Genomic DNA, 19,860 nt, shown 5'->3' on the forward strand with positions numbered 1-19,860 from the left:
ATGCAGACTTTGAACACCAAGCTATTGATCATCGGCGGCGGTCCCGGCGGCTACGTGGCGGCGATTCGCGCCGGCCAGCTGGGCATTGAAACGATCCTGGTGGAAGGCCAGGCGTTGGGCGGTACCTGCCTGAACATCGGCTGTATCCCGTCCAAGGCATTGATCCATGTGGCCGAGCAGTTTCACCAGACTCACCACCACAGCCAGGGCTCGGCCTTGGGTATCACCGTGTCGGCGCCAACCCTTGACATCGGCAAGAGCGTGGAATGGAAGGACGGCATTGTCGACCGCCTGACCACTGGTGTCGCCGCGTTGCTGAAGAAGAACAAGGTCCAGGTCATCCACGGCTGGGCCAGGGTCATCGACGGCAAGACCGTTGAGGTCGGCGACACGCGCATCCAGTGCGAGCACCTGCTGCTGGCTACCGGCTCGAAAAGCGTAGAACTGCCCATGCTGCCGATTGGAGGGCCGATCATCTCGTCCACTGAAGCCCTCGCCCCCACCTCGGTGCCCAAGCACCTGGTAGTGGTCGGCGGTGGTTATATCGGCCTGGAGCTGGGCATCGCCTATCGCAAGCTCGGCGCGCAAGTCAGCGTGGTCGAGGCCCAGGAGCGGATCCTGCCGGCCTACGACGGCGAACTGACCCAACCGGTACACGAGGCGCTCAAGCAGTTGGGCGTGAAGCTGTACCTCAAGCACAGCGTCGAAGGTTTCGATGCCCAGGGCAGCACTTTGCAGGTGCGTGATCCCAACGGCGACACGTTAAACCTGGACACTGACCGGGTGCTGGTGGCGGTTGGACGCAAACCCAACACCCAAGGCTGGAACCTTGAAGCCCTGGACCTGGCGATGAACGGCTCGGCGGTGAAGATCGACAACCATTGCCAGACCAGCATGCGCAACGTCTGGGCCATCGGCGACCTGAGCGGCGAACCGATGCTCGCCCACCGGGCCATGGCTCAGGGCGAGATGGTCGCCGAGCTGATCGCCGGTGAGCATCGCGAGTTCAACCCGACCGCCATCGCGGCGGTGTGCTTCACCGATCCGGAAGTGGTCGTAGTAGGCAAGACGCCGGACGAGGCCAAGGCTGCCGGGCTCGATTGCATCGTGTCGAGCTTCCCCTTTGCCGCCAACGGCCGGGCGATGACCTTGGAATCGAAAAGCGGTTTCGTGCGCGTCGTGGCGCGCCGGGACAATCACTTGATCGTCGGCTGGCAAGCGGTTGGCGTGGGGGTGTCGGAGCTGTCCACCGCGTTCGGCCAGTCCCTGGAAATGGGCGCGCGCCTGGAAGATATCGCCGGCACTATCCACGCCCATCCGACGCTGGGCGAAGCGGTGCAGGAAGCGGCGTTGCGGGCGTTGGGGCATGCGTTGCATTGTTAACGGCAGTTATCCCGTGGCGAGGGAGCTTGCTCCCGCTGGGCCGCGAAGCGGCCCTGAATCTGGCGACGGGTTTATTCAGTCACACCGCGTCTAACGGGTTACGACTGCTTCGCAGCCGAGCGGGAGCAAGCTCCCTCGCCACGGGGGAGTCGGCTGGAAATATCTCCTGCTCCTCATCGAGCAAGCTGCGAAACACCCCCGGAATGAAGTATTGTTGTGCCCATTCAAAAACGTCAGAAGCTTGAACCGTTTCGACGGTTGTCAGGAAATAGAGGGTGTCATGGGTAACGAGAGCATCAATTGGGACAAACTGGGCTTTGACTACATCAAGACCGACAAGCGCTACCTGTCGCATTGGCGCGATGGCGCCTGGGACGCGGGCACCCTGACCGACGACAACGTGCTGCACATCAGCGAGGGCTCCACCGCCCTGCACTACGGTCAGCAATGCTTCGAAGGCTTGAAGGCCTATCGCTGCAAGGACGGTTCGATCAACCTGTTCCGTCCGGACCAGAACGCCGCCCGCATGCAGCGCAGCTGCGCCCGCCTGCTGATGCCGCATGTCGACACCGAGCAGTTCGTAGAAGCCTGCAAGCAAGTGGTCCGCGCCAACGAGCGCTTCATCCCGCCGTACGGCACTGGCGGCGCGCTGTACCTGCGCCCGTTCGTGATCGGCGTGGGTGACAACATCGGCGTGCGCACCGCGCCCGAGTTCATCTTCTCGATCTTCTGCATCCCGGTCGGCGCCTACTTCAAGGGCGGCCTGACCCCGCACAACTTCCTGATCTCCAGCTTCGACCGTGCCGCCCCACAGGGCACCGGCGCGGCCAAGGTCGGCGGCAACTACGCCGCGAGCCTGATGCCCGGTTCCCAGGCCAAGAAGGCCAGCTTCGCCGACTGCATCTATCTGGATCCGCTGACCCATTCGAAAATCGAAGAAGTCGGCTCGGCCAACTTTTTTGGCATTACCCACGACAACAAATTCATCACCCCCAACTCCCCTTCGGTCCTGCCGGGCATCACCCGCCTGTCGCTGATCGAACTGGCGAAATCGCGCCTGGGCCTGGAAGTGATCGAAGGCGACGTGTTCATCGACAAGCTGTCGGATTTCAAGGAAGCCGGCGCCTGCGGTACCGCTGCGGTGATCACGCCGATTGGCGGCATCAGCTACAAGGACAAGCTGCACGTGTTCCACAGCGAAACCGAAGTCGGCCCGATCACCCAGAAGCTCTACAAAGAGTTGACCGGCGTGCAGACCGGCGATGTGGAAGCGCCGGCGGGTTGGATCGTCAAGGTTTGATCCAAGCCCCTCTGGGCAGCTGAATTTTTTCAGTAAAAAAGCCCACCTCTGTCATAGCAAGGGTGGGCTTTTATGCATCTGCGTTCAGTTACTCTTGCCGCAATACCGGCGATCGCCCCCAACGCTGGCGAAACCAACCGTAACCGCTTACCAGCAAGATCCCACTCAAAACCAGCGCAGCGCCAACGATAAAATTCGGCTCCAGCGGCTCATCCAGCAACCAGACGCCAAACCCGATGCCGAACAGGGGCGTCATGAACGACAGCACCCCCAATTGCGACGCCAGATACCGGCGTAGCAGCGAAAACCAGATCAAGAAGCTGGCGAAGGACACCAGCAACACCTGGAACGCCATGCTCGCAATAAGGGATGGCGTGGGGTTGATTGTCGTTTGCCCCAGCGCTGCCGACATGCCGATCAGCAGCACCCCGGCGCCCACCAACTGGTACAGCAGCGTCTGGCTGGCCGGCAGGTCCGTCAGCCGCGAACAGCGTACCGTCACGGTGGTCGCGCCCCACAGCGCGCCGGCCAGCAAGCCCATGCCATCGCCGAGCAACGAACTGCCGTTCGCCGCGCCCGAACCGCCGCTGAAGGCCACCACAATGCCGCCGAAGGCAACGGCGATACCTAGCCACTGCGCCGGTTTGAGACGCTCGCTTGGCAACTTCCAGTGCAAACCGAGGGCGGCGAACATCGGTGCGGTGTAGAGGAAAATCACCATGTGCGAAGCCGTCGTGTGGCGCAGGCCCTCACCCACCATCACGAACTCCAGGGCGAACAACAACCCCACCAGCAGGCCCGGGCGCCAACTGCCGTCGGTCAGGGACAGGCGTTCACCGCGCGCCAGCACCAACAGCCAGACCAGTACCGCGGCGATGGCCGAGCGCACACCCAGTTGCAGCATCGGCCCCATGTCGGCGGCGCCGGCCTTGATCGCGACTTGCTGGAAACCCCAGATGGCACAGAGGCCGGTCATCAGGGCGATGACCTGGCCATCCAGGGCACGGCGGGTGGTCATGGAAAAGGTCCTCGGGCAGAAAAGAGACGAAAGGATTGTCGGCCTGACAGCTTTGCTGGATATAGTGATTACCCGACAAGCCATCCCGGTAATCCGCCATTGCGGTCGATATGCAGCCTCCAGCCCAACACTTGAAGATTCCTCCGTTCGACGCGGCGCTACCCTTGGCGATTTTCTTCCGCAGCGCCTGCATGCCGGCCCACGCCACGTATCCCCGGCACCGGCATGCCTGGGGAGAGTTCGTCTATTCCTACAGTGGCGTGATGGAAATCGAAATCGCCCAGCACCATTACCTGGCGCCCCCGCAATACGGCATCTGGCTGCCGCCGGACATGGAACATGTGGGATTCAATCGGCATGAAGCCTGCCATTGCTCGTTGTACCTGGCGGCCGAGCTGTGCGGTGCGCTGCCAGCCGTCCCCTGCGCGCTGACCCTGAGCCCGCTGATCCGCGCGTTGCTGGAAGAACTGCGCAGCGACCCGCCGAGCCAGCCACAGACGCCCGAACAGCAGCGCTTGTTGCAAGTGCTGGTGGACAAGCTGACGCAGGCGCCCCATGTCGGCAGTTACCTGCCCTCCTCGGATGATCCGCTGCTGGGTCCGGTGTTGCGGGCCTTGGAAGCCAATCCCAGTGACCCGCGCTCCTTGCCGCAACTGGCTCGCGCCGCCAACACCACCGAGCGCACACTGATGCGCCGGGCCCAGCGGGACCTGGGCATGTCCTTGGTGGAATGGCGCCAGCGCCTGAAAGTCATCGAGGCCCTGGCCCTGCTCGAACGTGGTCAGAGCGTGGAAACCATTGGCCTGGACCTGGGCTACAGCAGCGCCTCGGCGTTCATCAGCATGTTCCGCAAAATGATGGGCACCACGCCGGATGAATATCGGCGCCGCCATATGACTGCATGAATGAGCGGCCGCCATCGCGAGCAGGCTCGCTCCCACAGGAAATCTCGGATGGTCTTAAGTGTTGTGTTCAGCGCAAGTCCATTGTGGGAGCGAGCCTGCTCGCGATGGCGGTGGGTCAGCTTGCACAAGGATTGAATGTGCCGCCGTCATCGCGGGCGAGCCCGCTCCCACAGTTGATCTCGGGTGGTCTTGAGTGTTGTGTTCAGCGCAAATCCACTGTGGGAGCGAGCTTGCTCGCGATGGCGGTGGGTCAGCTTGCAAAAGGATTGAATGAGACGCCGCCATCGCGAGCAGGCTCGCTCCCACAGGAAATCTCGGGTGGTCTTGAGTGTTGAGTTCAACGCAAGTCCACTGTGGGAGCGAGCCTGCTCGCGATGGCGCCAGTCGATATGGCATCGAATTCCGCATCGATCCCAAACCGCCCTGCCATTTCCTTGCGACCGCTGGCCGTCAACCCCAGCGCCCGGCTGTCCAGGTCCTGGACCAGCCATTTGCGCTTGATCGCCAGTTGCAGCAACGCCGCCCCCAAGGCGCCGCCCAGGTGCGGCCGGCGCATGCTCCAGTCCAGGCATGGGCAGGCGAAGCGGCGCCGTTGGGCCGTCAATGCCTGCACATCGATACCCAAACCTTCGAACAGCGCCTCACCCGTTTCACTCAGCCGATACCCTTGGCCGTCCACCTCGACCAGCCATCCGGCTTCGAGCAAGCGGTCATGCAGCCGCACCGCTAGGGTGCCCGCCATATGGTCGTAGCAGGTGCGAGCATACTGCAGGCGATCCGGCGTACGTGGGGTGAAGGTCGGCGCGGCGTCCCGGCCAATCACCATCAACGCCTCGAGGGCAGTGGCCACGCGTTTGTCGGCGAGGCTGTAATAACGATGACGGCCCTGCACATGCAAGCGCACCAGCGCCGATTCCTTGAGCTTCGCCAGGTGGGCGCTGGCGGTGGATGCACTGACGTCAGCGATGCTTGCCAGCTCCGTGCTGGTCCGAGCGTGGCCGTCCATCAAGGCGCAGAGCATTCGGGTGCGGGCCGGTTCGGCAATGGCCGAGGCCACCTGGGACACGCCCACATCGTGTTGCTCTGCGTTCATATTTCGCTCCCGGACGAATCAAGCCATGCGTCGACTGGAGATAGTAGCAGCACTCTCCCCTGCACGAACGAGGCAACCATCATGGACCCGATCACCGCCGCGACACACGCCGATCCCTACCCATATTATTCGACCCTTCGCGCCAACGGCGGGCTGGACTTCGACCCACACTTGAATATCTGGGTCGCTAGCAGCGCCGAAGCGGTGTGCGCGGTCTTGCATCATCCCGACTGCCACGTGCGCCCCGCCCACGAGCCGGTGCCGAAGGCGATTGCCGAGGGGCCTGCCGGCCGAGTGTTCGGGCGCCTGATGCGGATGAACGAAGGTGAACGACAACGCTGCCCGAGGGCGGCCATCGCGCCGAGGTTGCAGGACATCGATCCCCGCCAGGTCGAGGCGCTGGTGAAGGCGCGCTTGCTCAGGCATGGCGCCGAAGGCGTGCGCCAGGCGCAGTTCAGCGGCCCGGTCAGCGTGGTGGCGCAATTGCTGGGTTTCAATCCGACGGACAGTCACCTGATCAGCGAGCTGACGGGTGATTTCGTCGCCTGCCTGTCGCCCCTGAGCCAAGCTCCACAACTGGAGGCCGCCCACCGGGCCAGCGAGCAACTGGCAAGGCTTTTCCAGGAGCGGATCATCGCGCGAGACAGTCAGTTATTGAACGGCATCTGCCAGGGCTTCGAAGACGCCGACCCAGACAGCCGGACCGCCAACCTGATCGGCTTGCTTTCGCAAACCCATGAGGCCACCGCAGGCCTGATCGGTAACGCATTGTTGGCGTTGATCCGTGATCCCGCGCTACATCAAGTGCTCCGGGACGACTCTACGCTGATCAACTCATTGTTGGCCGAAGTCCAACGTTTCGACCCAGCCGTGCAGAACACCCGACGCTTCATCGCCGCGCCCTGCGAAATCCTTGGCGCTGCGCTGTCCCAGGGAGACGCAGTCCTGGTGCTGCTAGCCGCGGCCAACCGCGACCCGCAGCTCAACCCGGAGCCGGATACCCTGCTGTTGGATCGCCCGAATCGGCGCAGTTTCAGCTTCGGCAGCGGCCGCCACGAATGTCCAGGCCAGGCCCTGGCGATGGACATCGCCCGCGCATCCCTGGAGGCAATCCTGGAACGCACGCCGTGCCTGGATCAACTGGCCTGGCACTACCGCCCCTCGACCAACGGACGGATCCCGCTGTTCAGCGACCGGTCATGAACGAAGGCGTCTCAATCGTCCCGCGTCAGGACTTCCAGCAACTCGATTTCAAAGCTGAGATTGGCGTTGGGCTTGATGTGGGCGCCCACGGACCGTTCACCGTAGGCCAGGTGCGCCGGTACCCAGAGTTTGCGCTTGCCGCCGACCTTCATGCCCATCAATCCGATATCCCAGCCCTTGATGACCCGGCCAGTGCCGATCACGCATTGGAAGGGTTTGCCGCGACTGTGGGATGAATCGAACTCTGTACCGTCTTCGAGGGTGCCGCGATATTGGGTGGTAATCAGCGCGCCTTTGACTACGCTTTTGCCGTCGCCCTCTTTTAAGTCGATGATTTGCAACTCGTCATTCATGGCGTTATTCCCGTGTGATCCAGGCGCGGGGTTTTCGCAGATATCTGCGCGACAGGCAACCTTTTGCGGCAAAGGGAACCGCAACGGCCACTTCGGTTCACATGGGTATCGACCCTGCATTTCAGATAAGGATTTTCTGATGATCGACTCACGCCCGCTCCACGGCTTCATTCCGCCTTACATCCTCAACCGCATTATCGCCCATGGCTCCGAGCAGCAGCGTTCCAGCGCCCTCGGCACCCTGACTCATGTCAAGAACCTGCGCCACAACCCAGGCCCTCCCAGCAACCCACCCGCGTCCGCCAAGCTGCCCAAGCCCGGCAAGGCCGGCCAACCACAGCGCAGCATCCACGACGCCCAGAACGGCATGGAACTGCCAGGCCAACCGGTGCGCCTGGAGGGTCAATCGCCCAGTGGCGACCCGGCGGTGGACGAAGCGTACGACGCCCTCGGCGCGACCTATGACTTTTTCTGGAGGGTGCTGGAGCGTGACTCCATCGATAACAAGGGGTTTGCCCTGGTCGGCAGCGTGCATTACGGCCAGGACTACGAAAACGCCTTTTGGAACGGCGCGCAGATGGTGTTCGGCGACGGCGATGGCGAGATCTTCCAGCGCTTCACCCGCTCCCTCGACGTCGTAGCCCACGAGTTGGCCCACGGCGTCACCGAAAGCGAAGCGGGCTTGATCTATGCCAACCAGTCCGGCGCATTGAACGAATCGATTTCCGATGTGTTCGGGGTACTGGTCAAGCAATTCGTATTGGGCCAGACCGCCGAGCAGGCCGACTGGTTGATCGGCGCGGACCTGCTCACCGACAGGATCAACGGTGATGGTTTGCGCAGCATGTCCAACCCCGGCACCGCTTACGATGACCCGCTGCTGGGCAAGGATCCCCAGCCGGCGCACATGCGCGAGTTCGTCATCACCCGCGAGGACAACGGCGGCGTGCACATCAACTCCGGCATTCCCAACCGGGCCTTTTATCTGGTGGCGACCGCGCTGGGCGGATTCGCCTGGGAAAAGGCCGGGAAAATCTGGTATGACACCTTGTGCGACAGGCAACTGGCCAACGACGCGTCCTTTAGCGCGTTTGCTCGCCTGACCATTGAGCACGCCCGCCAGCGTTTCGGCGAACGGGAAGTCAAAGCCGTCCAGGATGGCTGGGCACAGGTGGGTGTCGACCTGAACGAGGAGAACGGATGAAAACCCTGCCAGACCTTGATGACAAAGCGGTCGTAAAGCTGTCGCGCCAGGGCGGCGTGGCAGCCATCCATGCCCTGACCCGGCCCCGGGAAATCGAGTTCGCCCAATGCGACATCGACCAACGCACGCGCATCTGCTCGGTGCTGGAGGGGTGCCTGCCGCTCACCTCTTCCACCCCTGGCCGCGGCGACCAGCGTTATTTCCAGATCGAGGTGCGTTACCGGGCCAACGACCGGGACGACGAAATGGTGCTGCAAGTGCCCGAGGACCGGGCACCTGGCGAGTTGGTTCATCTGTGGGATAAAGGCGAAGTGCTTTAGCGTGTCGCCGGGACGATCTTGACGATTGCGCCGGACACGGTTTCGATCAGCAGGTACTTGTCGTCGATATGCACCCATTGCTGCTCTTCTGTCGGCTGCTCGAGCTTTTTCTGCTTCCAGTCTTTCATGGCCCTGTCCGAGCGCTGGTAGTCCGCCGGGACCCGGTCGTTTTCCACCAGCCGGCGGCCATTGCTTGGCGAATGCTCCAGGGCGTCTCCGGTTTTCTCGACGGCTTGCGCGACAGGCCCAAAGGCTCCGAGGCCGGCGATCAAGACGAGGCTGGCGATGAGGGTGGGTTTGCGCATAGAAGAACTCCAATTAATTCAAGGTACTGAATCTGGGACTTCGGCGACGGCGAATCATTCCTTTTACTGTTGCTTCTGAAGGCCCCATTCCCATGTGCCGGCTATGGCATAGTGGCGAGCCTTGGCCCAACACCCGCCGGACGGACCCAACATGAGCACCACCACCTCTTCCCCAGCCCTCAAGGAAATCTTCAACAACGCCCGCCTGGAACACATCGCCACCGAAATGCGCGCGGTGTACCCGGCGTTCGATGCCAAGGCGTTCCTGGACATGACCAACGATGGGCTGGCGCAGTTGTCGGTGATGCAGCGCATGGCGCGGGTCAGCGAGTGTCTGCATACGGTCTTGCCGCTGGATTACGAATCATCGCTGGAAGTACTGCGTGCCCTGGCGCCGCGTTTGAACAGCATGTTCGTGAGCATGTTCCTGCCGCACTACGTGGCGTCGTACGGTCGGCATGCCTTCGAGGCGTCCATGGACGCGCTCAAGTATTTCACCCGGTTCGGCTCCGCGGAATTCGCCGTGCGGCATTTCCTGCGCGATGACCTGGCAGGTACTTTAGAAGTGATGCATGAATGGGCACTGGACGCCAACGAGCACGTGCGCCGCCTCGCCAGCGAAGGCAGCCGCCCGCGCCTGCCCTGGTCATTCCATCTGGAGCCGATCCAGGCCAACCCGGAACTCGCCGCCGCCATCCTCGATGCGCTCAAGGCCGACGACAGCCTGTACGTGCGCAAATCCGTCGCCAACCACCTGAACGATGTGACCAAGCAGCATCCCGACTGGGTCCTTGACCGCATCGAAGGCTGGCCGCTCCAGGAGCGCCACACCGCCTGGATCGCCCGGCATGCCCTGCGCAGCTTGATCAAGCAAGGTAACCCCCGGGCGCTGGCGGTCATCGGAGCGGGAGGTAAGGCGCAGGTCGAGGTCTCGGATCTGCAAGTGCTGCCGGCGGTGATTCGCCTGGGCGAGCAGGTCACGTTGTCGTTCAAGGTGCAATCGACTTGTCCCGAGAACCAACGCTTGGTGATCGATTATGCGATCGATTACGTAAAAGCCTCGGGCGGTACGTCGGCCAAGGTGTTCAAACTCAGGACCTTCGACCTGCCCGCCCTGGCGTGCGCCAACCTCAGCCGCTCCCAGCACATCCGCGAGCTGACCACGCGCCGACACTATGAGGGCCGGCATGCGGTACATGTGCTGATCAATGGCGAGCGGCTGGGCAGCACCGCGTTCGACATCGTCCCCTGAGCAATCGCCTCAGGCGATCGCCACGCGCGGGAATTGGCGGATGTTCTTGAGGAAATGCTCGGCCGGTTGCGGATGCCCCAGCAGATAACCTTGCAGTGAATCGCAGCCCAACTGCGTCAGGAAGTCCTGTTGTACATCGGTCTCCACCCCTTCGGCGACGATCCGCAGCCCCAGGGCCTGGCCGAGGGCGACGATGGCCGAGACGATGGCCGCGTCATCGCTGTCGTGCTCCAGGTCGCGCACGAAACCGCGATCGATCTTCAACTCGTTGGCCGGCAGGCGCTTGAGGTACATCAGGCTCGAATAGCCGGTGCCGAAGTCGTCGATGGACAGGTCCACGCCCATGTCCGACAGCTGTTGCAGCACCGTCATGCTCGCGTCCGCGTCGCTCATGGCAGTGGTCTCGGTGATTTCCAGCGTCAGGCTGTTGGCCGGCAAATGATGAGTTTCCAGCGCCTTGGCCACGCTCTGCACCAGGCCCGCATGGCAGAACTGCAAGGCCGAGAGATTCACCGCGATGCGCCAGTCGGTGTAGCCCAGCACGTACCATTCGCGCATCTGCCGGCAGGCTTCGTTGAGCACCCATTCGCCGATCGGAATGATCAACCCGGTCTTCTCCGCCAGGTCGATGAAGGTGTCGGGCATCAGCAGGCCCTGGGTTGGATGAGTCCAGCGCAGCAGCGCTTCGGCACCTACCGGACGGCCCTTCGCGGCGTCGAACTTGGGCTGGTAATGCAGGCTGAACTGCCGCTGCTCGACGGCGATGCGCAAGTCTTGCAGCAGTTGCAATTGCTTGCGGGCGTTGCTGTTCATCGAGGCGTCGAAGAAGCTGTAGCCGTTCTTGCCGGCGCCCTTGGCGTGATACATCGCCGCGTCCGCGTTCATCAACAGTTCATCGGCGCTCTGGCCGTTGCCCGGATAAAGCGAGATGCCGACACTGGCGGAGATCTGCAGGTCATGGTCGGCGACCCGGAACGTGCCGCCGATCAATGCAACCTGCCGAGCGGCCAGGCGCAGGGCGTCGTCCGGCTCGGCCAGTTGCACCAGCAGGACGAACTCGTCGCCACCGATCCGTGCGAGGGTGTCCTGGTTGCGCAGATCCTCGCGCAGGCGCAGGGCCACGTCCCGCAGCAACAGGTCGCCCATGTGATGGCCAAACGCGTCGTTCACCGGTTTGAAGCCATCCAGGTCAATGAACATCAAGGCGAAACACCCGCCCTGTTCCTGCACGCGGTGCATGGCTTGGCCAATGCGATCGGCCAGCAAAACACGGTTGGGCAGTCCGGTCAGGGGGTCGTGCAAGGCCAGTTGAGTCAGCTCCCGGTTGGCCTGGGTCAGCGACCTGGCCAACTCCGCCGTACGCGCTTCAAGGCGCGCGTCGAGGATGGAAGTCAGCAAGGTAATCGCCAGGATTGCCAGGGTGGTAATCAGCACCACATTGTCCAGCCCCTTGCCGCTCAAGCCATCCAGGGCCCCGCAGAAACTGCCTTCGCGGAACTGCGCCGCGGCCATGCCGGTGTAGTGCATGCCGACGATGGCGACGCCCATCACCACGGCGGCGCCGGCACGAGCCAGGCGTACGTGAGGCGTATTCTGGCGAAGATGAAAGGCGATCCATAACGCCGCCGCACACGCTACGACGGCAATCAACAACGAAGCCCCGAACAGCGTCGGGTCGTAATCGATGCCCGGTTGCATCCGCAACGCGGCCATGCCGGTGTAATGCATGGCACTGATGCCGGTACCCATCACCAACGCGCCGAACGCCAAATGCCAGGCGCGCAGTTGTGGCTGGCTGACCAACCACAGCGCAAAGCCGCTGGAAAGGACGGCAATCAGCAAAGACAGCGCAGTGATCGCCAAATCGTAGCCAAGCTCTACCGGCAAGGTGAAAGCGAGCATGCCGATGAAATGCATGGACCAGATGCCCACCCCCATCGCCAACGCACCACCGGCCATCCAGAAGTGAACGGCGCGCCCCTGAGCGGTGGCGATACGCCCGGCCAGATCCAGCGCGGTGTAGGACGCCAGGATTGCAACAAACAGGGAAAACGAAACGAGAGCGGGTGAATAGCTGCCGATGAGCATGGGTTTTTTCTCGTGACCTTAAGGCCGTACTGCTTCCATGCCCGGTTGAAAGTTGGCGATTCTACACAGTCGCTACAGAAGCGCATCAAAAAGCCATCATACAAAAAATATTTGCGACGAAAGACACTGGGCTCCCCTGTAGCGGCCCTTATCCGCAGGGCGTCGTCCACCGGCCCATGTGGAATCAAGCTTGCTCGCGATGCGGTGCCCGGCACAAACAACCACCTGAGCCGGAACCGATTCGGCTAAGCTCTTCAGTTCCCCCCAGGAGCAGCCGGCATGACCCTAGCGGATACCAAAGCCACAACCACCGCTTTACTCGTGATTGACATCCAGAACGACTTCATCCCTGGCGGCCAACTGGCCGTGCCGGGTGGCGACGAAATCGTGCCGCTGGTCAACCGACTCGGCCGTTCGTTCCTGAACGTCGTCTGCGCCCAGGACTGGCACCCCGCCGGGCACGCCTCGTTCGCCTCCAGCCATGAAGACAAGCAACCCTTCGACCTCATCCAGCTCCCCTACGGCGAACAAAAGCTCTGGCCCGATCACTGTGTCCAGGATACCCCGGGCGCCGCGCTGCACCCTGACCTCGACTTGCCTCATGCCCAATTGGTCATTCGCAAGGGGTGCAACCCGGCCATCGACAGTTACTCGGCCTTCATGGAAGCCGACCGCCAGACCCCGACCGGCCTGACCGGCTACTTCAAGGAACGCGGCATCGACACGGTGTACATGGTCGGATTGGCCCTGGACTTCTGCGTGATGTACTCGGCGCTGGACGCACGAATGGCTGGCTTCAACGCGATCGTCGTTCTGGACGCTTGTCGGGGCATCGATATCGACGGTTCGATGGACGCGGCCATGCGGCGCATGCAGGAGGCCGGCGTGCGGCTGATTCAATCCAGCGACATCGCCAGCCCGGCGTTTGCCGGATGACTGTTACTACCCGTATTCCCTTGTCACAGTGAGTTCCCATGCCCCGCCTCACCCGCACTCACCCGCGCCTTTCCTGGGCCACGATCATTGGCCTGGCCGCGGGTTTGTCGATTCCCGCTGACTCGGTCATCGGCAAGATCCTGATCGGCTGGAACGTCGGGGTCTGGACTTATCTGCTGTTGATGTTCTGGCTCACGGTGCGAGCCAAGGCACCGGACGTGAAGCGCATCGCCGAAATGGAAGACGAAAACGCCGGGCTCGTGTTGTTGATGGTTTGCATCGCAGCCTTGGCCAGCCTGGCGACCATCACCTTTGAACTGGCCGGCAGCCGCGACCTGCAAACGGCCGGCAAGTGGCTGCACTATGGCGCGACCGCGTTGACCGTGATCGGCTCATGGTTGCTGATCGGAGTGATCTTCAGCGTTCACTACGCCCGGCTGTATTACACCTGGAACGGCAAGGAACCGGCGCTGCGTTTTGCCGAAGGCCTGGCCACACCCAATTACTGGGATTTCCTGTACTTCTCGTTCACCATCGGCGTGGCGGTGCAGACCTCGGACGTGGGGGTTGCCACGCGGCAGTTGCGCAAGATCGTGTTGGCGCAGTCGTTGATCGGTTTTGTGTTCAATACGGCGATATTGGGGTTTTCGATCAATATTGCGGCGGGGTTGTTTGGATGATTTGAGCAGCTCCGCAGCCCAGCGGGGATAGATCCCATAAGTGCATCAACTGAATTGACCTGACAATCACGTCCATAAATCCGGTAATTGTCAGATCAGATCTGAACTTCTAATCCACCCATTGCCTTAGGGAGAATTCGCCTTTTACACTCACCCCTTCATTAAGCTCAACGTCGAAGTTTCCCTTGGCCAGCTTCCCCTCGTCATATTCATCAAACCGAATCGTTCCGCTCACCGCGGGACGTGTGTATTCATCCATACTGAAATCCATATAAACCTGTTCCGATGATGGGCCAACGTCATACGTGCCTGCACCGTTCACCACCCCCGGGGAGGGATTAATCCACATACTCTGGGGATTATTGAATCCCGACAATCCAGGTGGGTTGGTAAACGAAACTGATTCCGCTTTAAAATTAAACGTCGCAGCCATAGCGGTCATAAAACCTTGTGCTTCGGTTTTTTTTTCTGGGCTTCTTTTGTTCATGTCTGACTCCGCGAGATAGCTAATAAGTAAACACACGTCAGCAAACTAAAGCGATCTGCATGCCCGTACACCTGTCAACAATTACAGTACCGACAAACGGTTCGTCGGAATCTCTAACAGCAACATCACCCAGATGAGCGGTGGAACGAAGAATTGGGTTGGCGCCAATGGCATAAATCCCCTAGCCACAGGGACTGCATCAGGCTTCAAGGCGGCGTTGGCAGCCACAGCCTGAAGCGTGCCCCGTCCAGCGGCGAAGCCCCGACCGTCAGGGTGCCGCCTTGGGCTTGCAGGGCACGGCGGCTGATCGCCAGGCCGAGGCCGAAGCCGCCCGTGGCGCGGTCGCGGCTGCGGTCCAGGCGGTAGAACGGCTCGAAGACGCGCTCGCGCTCGCTGTCGGGAATGCCAATGCCATCGTCGTCGACCCAGATCTCACAGCCTTGATCACCCACCAGCACACCGACCTGGATGCGCTTTTCGCAATAACGCATGGCATTGCGCAACAGGTTCTGCAACGCCCGGGCGGTCAGGCGCGGGTCCAGCACGAAACGCTCCAGTGCGCCGTGCAGCAGCACGTCGATCACCACCTCCGGCGCGGCCAGGTCTTCGTCGAGGCTGCCCAGGATACTGTCGATGAACTCGTCCAGCGGCACTTCGACCCGCTCCGGCACCCGCTCCGGATTTTGCAAGCGGCTGTAGGACAGCAGTTCCAGCACCAACTCGTCCAGTTCGCGAATGTGCGCCACCAACCCTTGCAGACGCTCGCGACTGGCCGTCGGCATCTCCTCCGACAACGCCAGAGCGAGGCCAAAATCGAGCCGGGTCAAGGGCGTGCGCAGTTCATGGGACACGGCGTTTAGCAGGTCCCTCTGCTGGTTGAGCAGATTCTCGATGTCCCCGGCCATGGTGTCGAATACGTGGGCCAGGCTGCCAATGTTCGAGCGCGGCGCAATGTGCGTGCGCTCGCTCAAATGCCCCTTGCCGAAACGCTCGGCGGTGCGCTTCAGACGCTCCAGATCGCGCCAGTGCGGCCGCAACCAGAGCAGCAGGCAGCCCAGCATCGTCGCGCCGATCAGCACGTTGATGCTCCAATACAGCCAACTGACATCCGCCGGGTCGGGCGGCACGATCATCTTCACCGCCGTGCGCTCGTCCAGCGGCGCTGCCGCCAGGGTTCGCCAGCCCCAGTCACCGACGCGCACCACGTTCTCGCCACGTTTGAGACGCGCCTGTTCGGTTGCGGTGAAACCGGCGTCCTCGGTGGTCGCCAACTCGATGCGCAACGGCTCGAACTCCTTGTCCATCTGCGCCGCCAGCGCCGGCCATTGCTCGCTGGGCACGGCGCGGAACTGCTTGACCATCAACGTTTGCAGGCCACGGGAATAGTCGAGGTTGTAGGCCTGGAAACGCTCGTGGAACAGGCGGATCACCAGTTCCGGCATCAAATAGATTGCCGCGCTGTAGGAAACGATGGTGACCAGATAAAGGCGAATCAGCAGCTTCCACATCGATCAGCATTCCCACTCGGAACGGCTGAACAGATAACCCTTGCCCCACACGGTCTTGATCTTGCGCGCCTCGCCGGCGTTGTCGTCGAACTTGCGCCGCAGCTTGGAAATCGCCACATCCACCGAACGATCGGTGCCGTTGAACTCAATGCCGCGCAGCCGTTGCAGGATCTGGTCGCGACTCAGCACTTCGCCGGAATGACGGGCCAGCACCACCAGCAGGTTGTACTCGCCGCTGGACAACTCCACCGGCTGCCCGCGCCAGGTCACCGTGCGTTCGGACAGATCGATGCACAGGTTGCCCATGACGATGCGATCATTGACCGTCTGCGGCTCGGTCAGGCTGCTGCGCCGCAGCAAGGTGCGCACCCGCGCCAGCAGCACCCGTGGCTCGCAGGGCTTGGTGACGTAATCATCGGCGCCCATTTCCAGGCCCAACACCTGGTCGTGGCTGTCGTCCCGCGCCGTGAGCATCAGGATTGGCAACGTCGCCGAATCGGCCCGCAGCAAACGGCACACCTGCAAGCCGTCCAGGCCCGGCAGCATCAGGTCGAGAATTACCAGGTCCGGCGGATTCGCCCGCGCCCGCTCACGTACATGGTCGCCACGGTTGAGCACGCTGACGTGATAGCCGTTGCGTTCGAGGTAGCTGGCGATGAGTTCGCAGAGGGCGGCGTCGTCTTCGACGAGGAGGATGTTGGGCATGGGGTGTATCCAAAGGTACGAGGCGCTGGGAATCTCAAGCCGCGAAGGATATACGCCCTCATCCGCCGCGGAGCAAAACCCTTACATAATTTCACAACCATCTTCCCCACCACAGAACTCCAGCCTGGACACCTGTAAGACTTGACAGTATACAAAAGTGCAGCATGGGCTCTATATAAGGAAACCAGACGCATGGCGTAGCGTGCCGACTGGGGTCTTCTCATCAACCTATGGAGTTCACCTATGAACAAAGCAGCCAGTAAATCTGCCTTACGTGCAACGGACGTTGACTTCACCGCCACTCTTGAGGACGGCTCCCCCTTTCGTGCCTCCGTAACCGAACTTAAAAGCTCCGTTACGCCAGGCCGCGGCGATATATGGATGGTGGTTGCCACCGAATGGGCAAACGGTCGTCCCAGAACGTTCACCATTACGTTCTCCAAAGATAGGAAAGACGCAACCAATGAACCGGTGACGGACCACGACCAACATGCAACTGTGCATTTCAATAATTATGAGGATCCGCAAAACCCGACGCTACAAAAAGCCAGGTCAGGAACGATCACTTACCATTTAAATCGCACAAGTTTAAATTTCTCAGGGTCTTTTCAAGTGAACATGGACAAAGCTGACGGCACGGGCCGCTTTCTATGCTCGGGGACATATGACACAGAGCTTAGTTAATAGAAATAGCCCCGGCGTCAAGCCGGGGCTACACATTCTACAAACTATAAAAATCTAGGTCCTGACCAACACAGGCTTACCATTTAAATTGCAGGCCTACCGTTCCCCCCACTGGCATTTCAATACCTTTACCATTCATGTACTCCACCTCCGCGTGAACTTGCCAGCGTTGCGACAAATTGATGGCCACGCCGGCCCCTAACTCGGCACGGGATCCAGAAAGATCATTATTGAATACGTTGTTGTTGACCTTGACTTCGTTATTCTTGGCAAATTCGTGCACCAACGCCGCACGAACGTAGGGTTGCACCATCGCTCCGTTGCGTAGCTGGATATCGCGCCCAGCTGTCATACCTGCCTTGCCGAGCAATGAGTAAGTAGTGTCGCCCTCAGCACGCAGGCCGTTGTTCAGTCGATAATCCTTGCCACCTATCGCCACCGCAGACCAGTGGGTAAAGGGCTCGATAAAATAGCCATCGTCAAGCTTGATATTGCGTCCAATCTCTACCGAACCGCCCAAGCCGGTGTTGTCGTAATCACCCTTGACCCGCTTGCCATCGCTCATACCAACCTTGGCATCGTTCTGGAAGCGGTTGAGCTTGAGAACGCTGTCCACGTAATAACCACTGGCCTCATCCATCCACGTCAGGTAAGTACCTAAGTAGTAGCTTTTGATCGTACCGGAAGTTCCACGATGCAAATCAAGGTCTGAAGTACTGTGACCCGCCATTACCCCAACCAGCCACTGCCCATCTCCCATTGGCAAAGGCGCATCGGCGCCGAGCGAGAAACCTTGCTGGGCCTGCCGGTATCCAGCCCCATAGCTATCCGACACGTTGTATTTATTGCCATACGCCCGCATCCAGGCACCGGACTTCTGTGGATTGAAGCGCAATTCCCCCATGCGACTGCGCAACGAGGTCAGCTCGCCATACCACACCGTCGGTGCGGTATTGAACAGTGCCATGACTGCCCGAGTGGAAGGGCTGACCCCACGAGCCGTAGGATCCAGGAACCAATCGTTACCGGAGGCACTTTGCTTCAATCCATAAGTAAATGCGCCCAGATCGACTTCACCACCGGCATTCGCCAGGGTAAAGGTCGCGTCCCCACTGGCAGTATTTACGACCTGGACCGGTTGGCCACTGGCGGGGTCGATGCCGCTACTGGCGATCATAAGCTGATGGTTGCCGGTGGCGGACCCGGTGACATTGAGTACATCGGTCTGGTTTGTCGCAAAATCGGTGCCGATCATGAACAGACCGTTACCGGACAGGTTTTCTACATTCAGTTGATAAAAAGCATTATCGGCACCGAATCTCACCGTACCGCCGTTTAAAGACAAATCGCCGACCTGACTGTTGCCCGTCATGGTCCAACTCGATTGAGCATCAATACCGACCGTCGCAACATTAGTCATGACGCCGGTCAATTGCGAGCCTTGCTGCAACGCTACTGCTGCCGTGCTGCCTCTATCAGCTGTTATGTCACCGGTCAACGACCCCTGGGTAAAAGTCAGCGCCGCGACACTGTTGTCGGAAACTTGAATGTTACCCGTCAAGTCGCTCAGTCCTACATTCATGGCTACGTCAGCGGCGCCCTTTGCTTCCAGGATCGTTGCGTTGCTCCCGGTCAGCGTCGAACCGTTGAGCACGTCAATCCGCGTGACCGGTGCCGAGCTACCCGCGTAATCCACAACAATGGCAGAACCGTTCTTCCCCTCGATGCTCGAACGATCAAGCTCTAGGCGATTGCCAACCGATACACCGCTTTCGAGCCCCAACGTGACGCCATTCTGACCGCCGATAATGCGTGTTCCGTTGCTTGCAAACGCCGAGGCGCCCAGCAGCGAAAGACCAAAACTCGTTGCTCCTGTGCCCTCAATGGTCGATTTCGAAAAAGTCAGGGTGCTATAGGCCGACGCACGAGCGCCACCTGTGGTGCCGGTAATGGTACTGTCGGTTGCCGTTACCGTTGAACCGGTTGTCGAAGTGACGGCACGCGCGGCTGATAATCCCAATCTATCCCCGGTGATGGTACTGCCATTGATCGTCGCGGTACTGTTGTCAAGTCGCAACGCAGAGGGCGCATTCCCACCAGCGACGGTAGTGTCAGATAAGTTGATGGTAGAACCATTACTTCCTGTAATCCTTCCAGTGGTAGCTCCGCTGGCATTCAACGTAGATTCAGAGGCCGAAATATCGAGCGTGTCTGCGCCATTGACGTTCAACGTTGACGTCTGCGCAAGCGTCCAGGCTTCCACCGGAGAACCGTTTGTGAGTGTCTGCTCCTGGCCGACTAACGTCCCGGCAAGCGACGGCTCAGCCAGGAACAATAAACATAATAATAACGAACTACCCACCTGGCCTGACATTCCAAGTGATCCTCTGTCGAATTTAACCAATTGCATATCGCTACCCGCGTTTCGTCATTTCG

Annotated in this window: 19 protein-coding genes; 10 read left to right on the forward strand and 9 right to left on the reverse strand. The window is 60.8% G+C overall.

What is annotated here, in order from left to right; translation table 11 throughout:
* Both lpdA and J3Q04_RS15155 read left to right on the forward strand, forming a co-directional pair.
* Positions 1-1,383 (forward strand): dihydrolipoyl dehydrogenase, encoded by a 1,383-nt coding sequence (lpdA, locus tag J3Q04_RS15150; protein WP_434610882.1) that lies wholly within the window; start codon positions 1-3, stop codon positions 1,381-1,383.
* 280 nt (positions 1,384-1,663) lie between these two features.
* Positions 1,664-2,683 (forward strand): branched-chain amino acid aminotransferase, encoded by a 1,020-nt coding sequence (locus J3Q04_RS15155; protein WP_420764472.1) that lies wholly within the window; start codon positions 1,664-1,666, stop codon positions 2,681-2,683.
* An 88-nt stretch (positions 2,684-2,771) separates the two neighbouring features.
* Here J3Q04_RS15155 and J3Q04_RS15160 read toward each other — a convergent pair whose 3' ends face one another.
* A complete protein-coding gene (locus J3Q04_RS15160) occupies positions 2,772-3,701 on the reverse strand; it encodes a DMT family transporter (RefSeq protein WP_434610880.1) in 930 nt (309 codons plus the stop codon).
* Between the two features lie 110 nt (positions 3,702-3,811).
* Between J3Q04_RS15160 and J3Q04_RS15165 the strand changes: the two genes are divergently transcribed.
* Positions 3,812-4,606 (forward strand): helix-turn-helix domain-containing protein, encoded by a 795-nt coding sequence (locus tag J3Q04_RS15165; protein WP_434610878.1) that lies wholly within the window; start codon positions 3,812-3,814, stop codon positions 4,604-4,606.
* 337 nt (positions 4,607-4,943) lie between these two features.
* Here the strand turns inward: J3Q04_RS15165 and J3Q04_RS15170 are convergent, their stop codons facing one another.
* Entirely contained in the window at positions 4,944-5,699 is a 756-nt protein-coding gene (locus J3Q04_RS15170) for an ArsR/SmtB family transcription factor (protein ID WP_434610875.1), read from the reverse strand.
* 81 nt (positions 5,700-5,780) lie between these two features.
* Here J3Q04_RS15170 and J3Q04_RS15175 point away from each other — a divergent pair, with 81 nt between their 5' ends.
* Positions 5,781-6,902 (forward strand): cytochrome P450, encoded by a 1,122-nt coding sequence (locus J3Q04_RS15175; RefSeq protein ID WP_434610873.1) that lies wholly within the window; start codon positions 5,781-5,783, stop codon positions 6,900-6,902.
* An 11-nt stretch (positions 6,903-6,913) separates the two neighbouring features.
* Here J3Q04_RS15175 and J3Q04_RS15180 read toward each other — a convergent pair whose 3' ends face one another.
* A complete protein-coding gene (locus tag J3Q04_RS15180) occupies positions 6,914-7,255 on the reverse strand; it encodes an FKBP-type peptidyl-prolyl cis-trans isomerase (protein WP_434610870.1) in 342 nt (113 codons plus the stop codon).
* A 139-nt stretch (positions 7,256-7,394) separates the two neighbouring features.
* Here J3Q04_RS15180 and J3Q04_RS15185 point away from each other — a divergent pair, with 139 nt between their 5' ends.
* The gene (locus J3Q04_RS15185; RefSeq protein ID WP_434610868.1) at positions 7,395-8,459 is read left to right on the forward strand and encodes a M4 family metallopeptidase; all 1,065 of its coding nucleotides are present in this window, start codon (positions 7,395-7,397) and stop codon (positions 8,457-8,459) included.
* Positions 8,456-8,779 carry a protealysin inhibitor emfourin gene (locus J3Q04_RS15190; RefSeq protein ID WP_434610866.1) on the forward strand — a complete coding sequence of 108 codons (324 nt, stop codon included), beginning with the start codon at positions 8,456-8,458 and terminating at the stop codon, positions 8,777-8,779. Before J3Q04_RS15185 ends, J3Q04_RS15190 begins: the two co-directional genes overlap by 4 nt.
* Here the strand turns inward: J3Q04_RS15190 and J3Q04_RS15195 are convergent.
* Entirely contained in the window at positions 8,776-9,084 is a 309-nt protein-coding gene (locus tag J3Q04_RS15195) for an RcnB family protein (protein ID WP_434563525.1), read from the reverse strand. The two genes, J3Q04_RS15190 and J3Q04_RS15195, sit on opposite strands and share 4 nt — an antisense overlap.
* A gap of 151 nt (positions 9,085-9,235) precedes the next feature.
* Here J3Q04_RS15195 and J3Q04_RS15200 point away from each other — a divergent pair, with 151 nt between their 5' ends.
* Positions 9,236-10,336: a DNA alkylation repair protein gene (locus J3Q04_RS15200; RefSeq protein WP_434563523.1), complete on the forward strand. Its 1,101-nt coding sequence runs from the start codon at positions 9,236-9,238 to the stop codon at positions 10,334-10,336.
* Between the two features lie 9 nt (positions 10,337-10,345).
* Here J3Q04_RS15200 and J3Q04_RS15205 read toward each other — a convergent pair whose 3' ends face one another.
* Positions 10,346-12,424, reverse strand: a complete 2,079-nt coding sequence (locus tag J3Q04_RS15205) for a putative bifunctional diguanylate cyclase/phosphodiesterase (protein WP_434563521.1) — start codon at positions 12,422-12,424, stop codon at positions 10,346-10,348.
* 279 nt (positions 12,425-12,703) lie between these two features.
* On the opposite strand from J3Q04_RS15205, the gene pncA reads away from it, so the two are divergent.
* On the forward strand, positions 12,704-13,360 hold the full coding sequence (gene pncA, locus J3Q04_RS15210; protein ID WP_434563519.1) for a bifunctional nicotinamidase/pyrazinamidase: 657 nt from the start codon (positions 12,704-12,706) through the stop codon (positions 13,358-13,360).
* A 38-nt stretch (positions 13,361-13,398) separates the two neighbouring features.
* Entirely contained in the window at positions 13,399-14,040 is a 642-nt protein-coding gene (locus tag J3Q04_RS15215) for a DUF1345 domain-containing protein (protein WP_434610862.1), read from the forward strand.
* Positions 14,041-14,149: 109 nt separating this feature from the next.
* Here the strand turns inward: J3Q04_RS15215 and J3Q04_RS15220 are convergent, their stop codons facing one another.
* The 3 genes from J3Q04_RS15220 to J3Q04_RS15230 all read right to left on the reverse strand — a co-directional run bounded on the left by J3Q04_RS15220 (position 14,150) and on the right by J3Q04_RS15230 (position 16,740).
* Complete coding sequence (locus J3Q04_RS15220) at positions 14,150-14,527, reverse strand: hypothetical protein (protein ID WP_434610860.1); 378 nt, start codon at positions 14,525-14,527, stop codon at positions 14,150-14,152.
* Between the two features lie 206 nt (positions 14,528-14,733).
* A complete protein-coding gene (locus J3Q04_RS15225) occupies positions 14,734-16,035 on the reverse strand; it encodes an ATP-binding protein (protein WP_434610858.1) in 1,302 nt (433 codons plus the stop codon).
* A 3-nt stretch (positions 16,036-16,038) separates the two neighbouring features.
* Positions 16,039-16,740, reverse strand: coding sequence for a response regulator transcription factor (locus J3Q04_RS15230; RefSeq protein WP_030141219.1), 702 nt, complete (start codon positions 16,738-16,740; stop codon positions 16,039-16,041).
* Between the two features lie 243 nt (positions 16,741-16,983).
* On the opposite strand from J3Q04_RS15230, the gene J3Q04_RS15235 reads away from it, so the two are divergent.
* The gene (locus J3Q04_RS15235; RefSeq protein ID WP_434610854.1) at positions 16,984-17,424 is read left to right on the forward strand and encodes a hypothetical protein; all 441 of its coding nucleotides are present in this window, start codon (positions 16,984-16,986) and stop codon (positions 17,422-17,424) included.
* A 76-nt stretch (positions 17,425-17,500) separates the two neighbouring features.
* Here J3Q04_RS15235 and J3Q04_RS15240 read toward each other — a convergent pair whose 3' ends face one another.
* Positions 17,501-19,798: an autotransporter outer membrane beta-barrel domain-containing protein gene (locus J3Q04_RS15240; protein WP_434610852.1), complete on the reverse strand. Its 2,298-nt coding sequence runs from the start codon at positions 19,796-19,798 to the stop codon at positions 17,501-17,503.
* Positions 19,799-19,860 lie beyond the last annotated feature (62 nt).

Origin of the sequence: Pseudomonas sp. D4-21, from assembly GCF_051132125.1 — a bacterium.
Taxonomy (GTDB): Bacteria; Pseudomonadota; Gammaproteobacteria; order Pseudomonadales; family Pseudomonadaceae; genus Aquipseudomonas.

What these genes read in the sequence shown, in the direction of transcription:
- J3Q04_RS15230 (WP_030141219.1), bottom strand. Translation starts at nt 16,740, where the DNA reads ATGCCCAACATCCTCCTCGTCGAAGACGACGCCGCCCTCTGCGAACTC.
- J3Q04_RS15240 (WP_434610852.1), bottom strand. Translation starts at nt 19,798, where the DNA reads ATGTCAGGCCAGGTGGGTAGTTCGTTATTATTATGTTTATTGTTCCTG.
- J3Q04_RS15165 (WP_434610878.1), top strand. Translation starts at nt 3,812, where the DNA reads ATGCAGCCTCCAGCCCAACACTTGAAGATTCCTCCGTTCGACGCGGCG.
- lpdA (WP_434610882.1), top strand. Translation starts at nt 1, where the DNA reads ATGCAGACTTTGAACACCAAGCTATTGATCATCGGCGGCGGTCCCGGC.
- J3Q04_RS15190 (WP_434610866.1), top strand. Translation starts at nt 8,456, where the DNA reads ATGAAAACCCTGCCAGACCTTGATGACAAAGCGGTCGTAAAGCTGTCG.
- J3Q04_RS15185 (WP_434610868.1), top strand. Translation starts at nt 7,395, where the DNA reads ATGATCGACTCACGCCCGCTCCACGGCTTCATTCCGCCTTACATCCTC.
- J3Q04_RS15220 (WP_434610860.1), bottom strand. Translation starts at nt 14,527, where the DNA reads ATGAACAAAAGAAGCCCAGAAAAAAAAACCGAAGCACAAGGTTTTATG.
- pncA (WP_434563519.1), top strand. Translation starts at nt 12,704, where the DNA reads ATGACCCTAGCGGATACCAAAGCCACAACCACCGCTTTACTCGTGATT.
- J3Q04_RS15195 (WP_434563525.1), bottom strand. Translation starts at nt 9,084, where the DNA reads ATGCGCAAACCCACCCTCATCGCCAGCCTCGTCTTGATCGCCGGCCTC.
- J3Q04_RS15205 (WP_434563521.1), bottom strand. Translation starts at nt 12,424, where the DNA reads ATGCTCATCGGCAGCTATTCACCCGCTCTCGTTTCGTTTTCCCTGTTT.
- J3Q04_RS15170 (WP_434610875.1), bottom strand. Translation starts at nt 5,699, where the DNA reads ATGAACGCAGAGCAACACGATGTGGGCGTGTCCCAGGTGGCCTCGGCC.
- J3Q04_RS15175 (WP_434610873.1), top strand. Translation starts at nt 5,781, where the DNA reads ATGGACCCGATCACCGCCGCGACACACGCCGATCCCTACCCATATTAT.
- J3Q04_RS15180 (WP_434610870.1), bottom strand. Translation starts at nt 7,255, where the DNA reads ATGAATGACGAGTTGCAAATCATCGACTTAAAAGAGGGCGACGGCAAA.
- J3Q04_RS15235 (WP_434610854.1), top strand. Translation starts at nt 16,984, where the DNA reads ATGAACAAAGCAGCCAGTAAATCTGCCTTACGTGCAACGGACGTTGAC.
- J3Q04_RS15200 (WP_434563523.1), top strand. Translation starts at nt 9,236, where the DNA reads ATGAGCACCACCACCTCTTCCCCAGCCCTCAAGGAAATCTTCAACAAC.
- J3Q04_RS15155 (WP_420764472.1), top strand. Translation starts at nt 1,664, where the DNA reads ATGGGTAACGAGAGCATCAATTGGGACAAACTGGGCTTTGACTACATC.
- J3Q04_RS15225 (WP_434610858.1), bottom strand. Translation starts at nt 16,035, where the DNA reads ATGTGGAAGCTGCTGATTCGCCTTTATCTGGTCACCATCGTTTCCTAC.
- J3Q04_RS15215 (WP_434610862.1), top strand. Translation starts at nt 13,399, where the DNA reads ATGCCCCGCCTCACCCGCACTCACCCGCGCCTTTCCTGGGCCACGATC.
- J3Q04_RS15160 (WP_434610880.1), bottom strand. Translation starts at nt 3,701, where the DNA reads ATGACCACCCGCCGTGCCCTGGATGGCCAGGTCATCGCCCTGATGACC.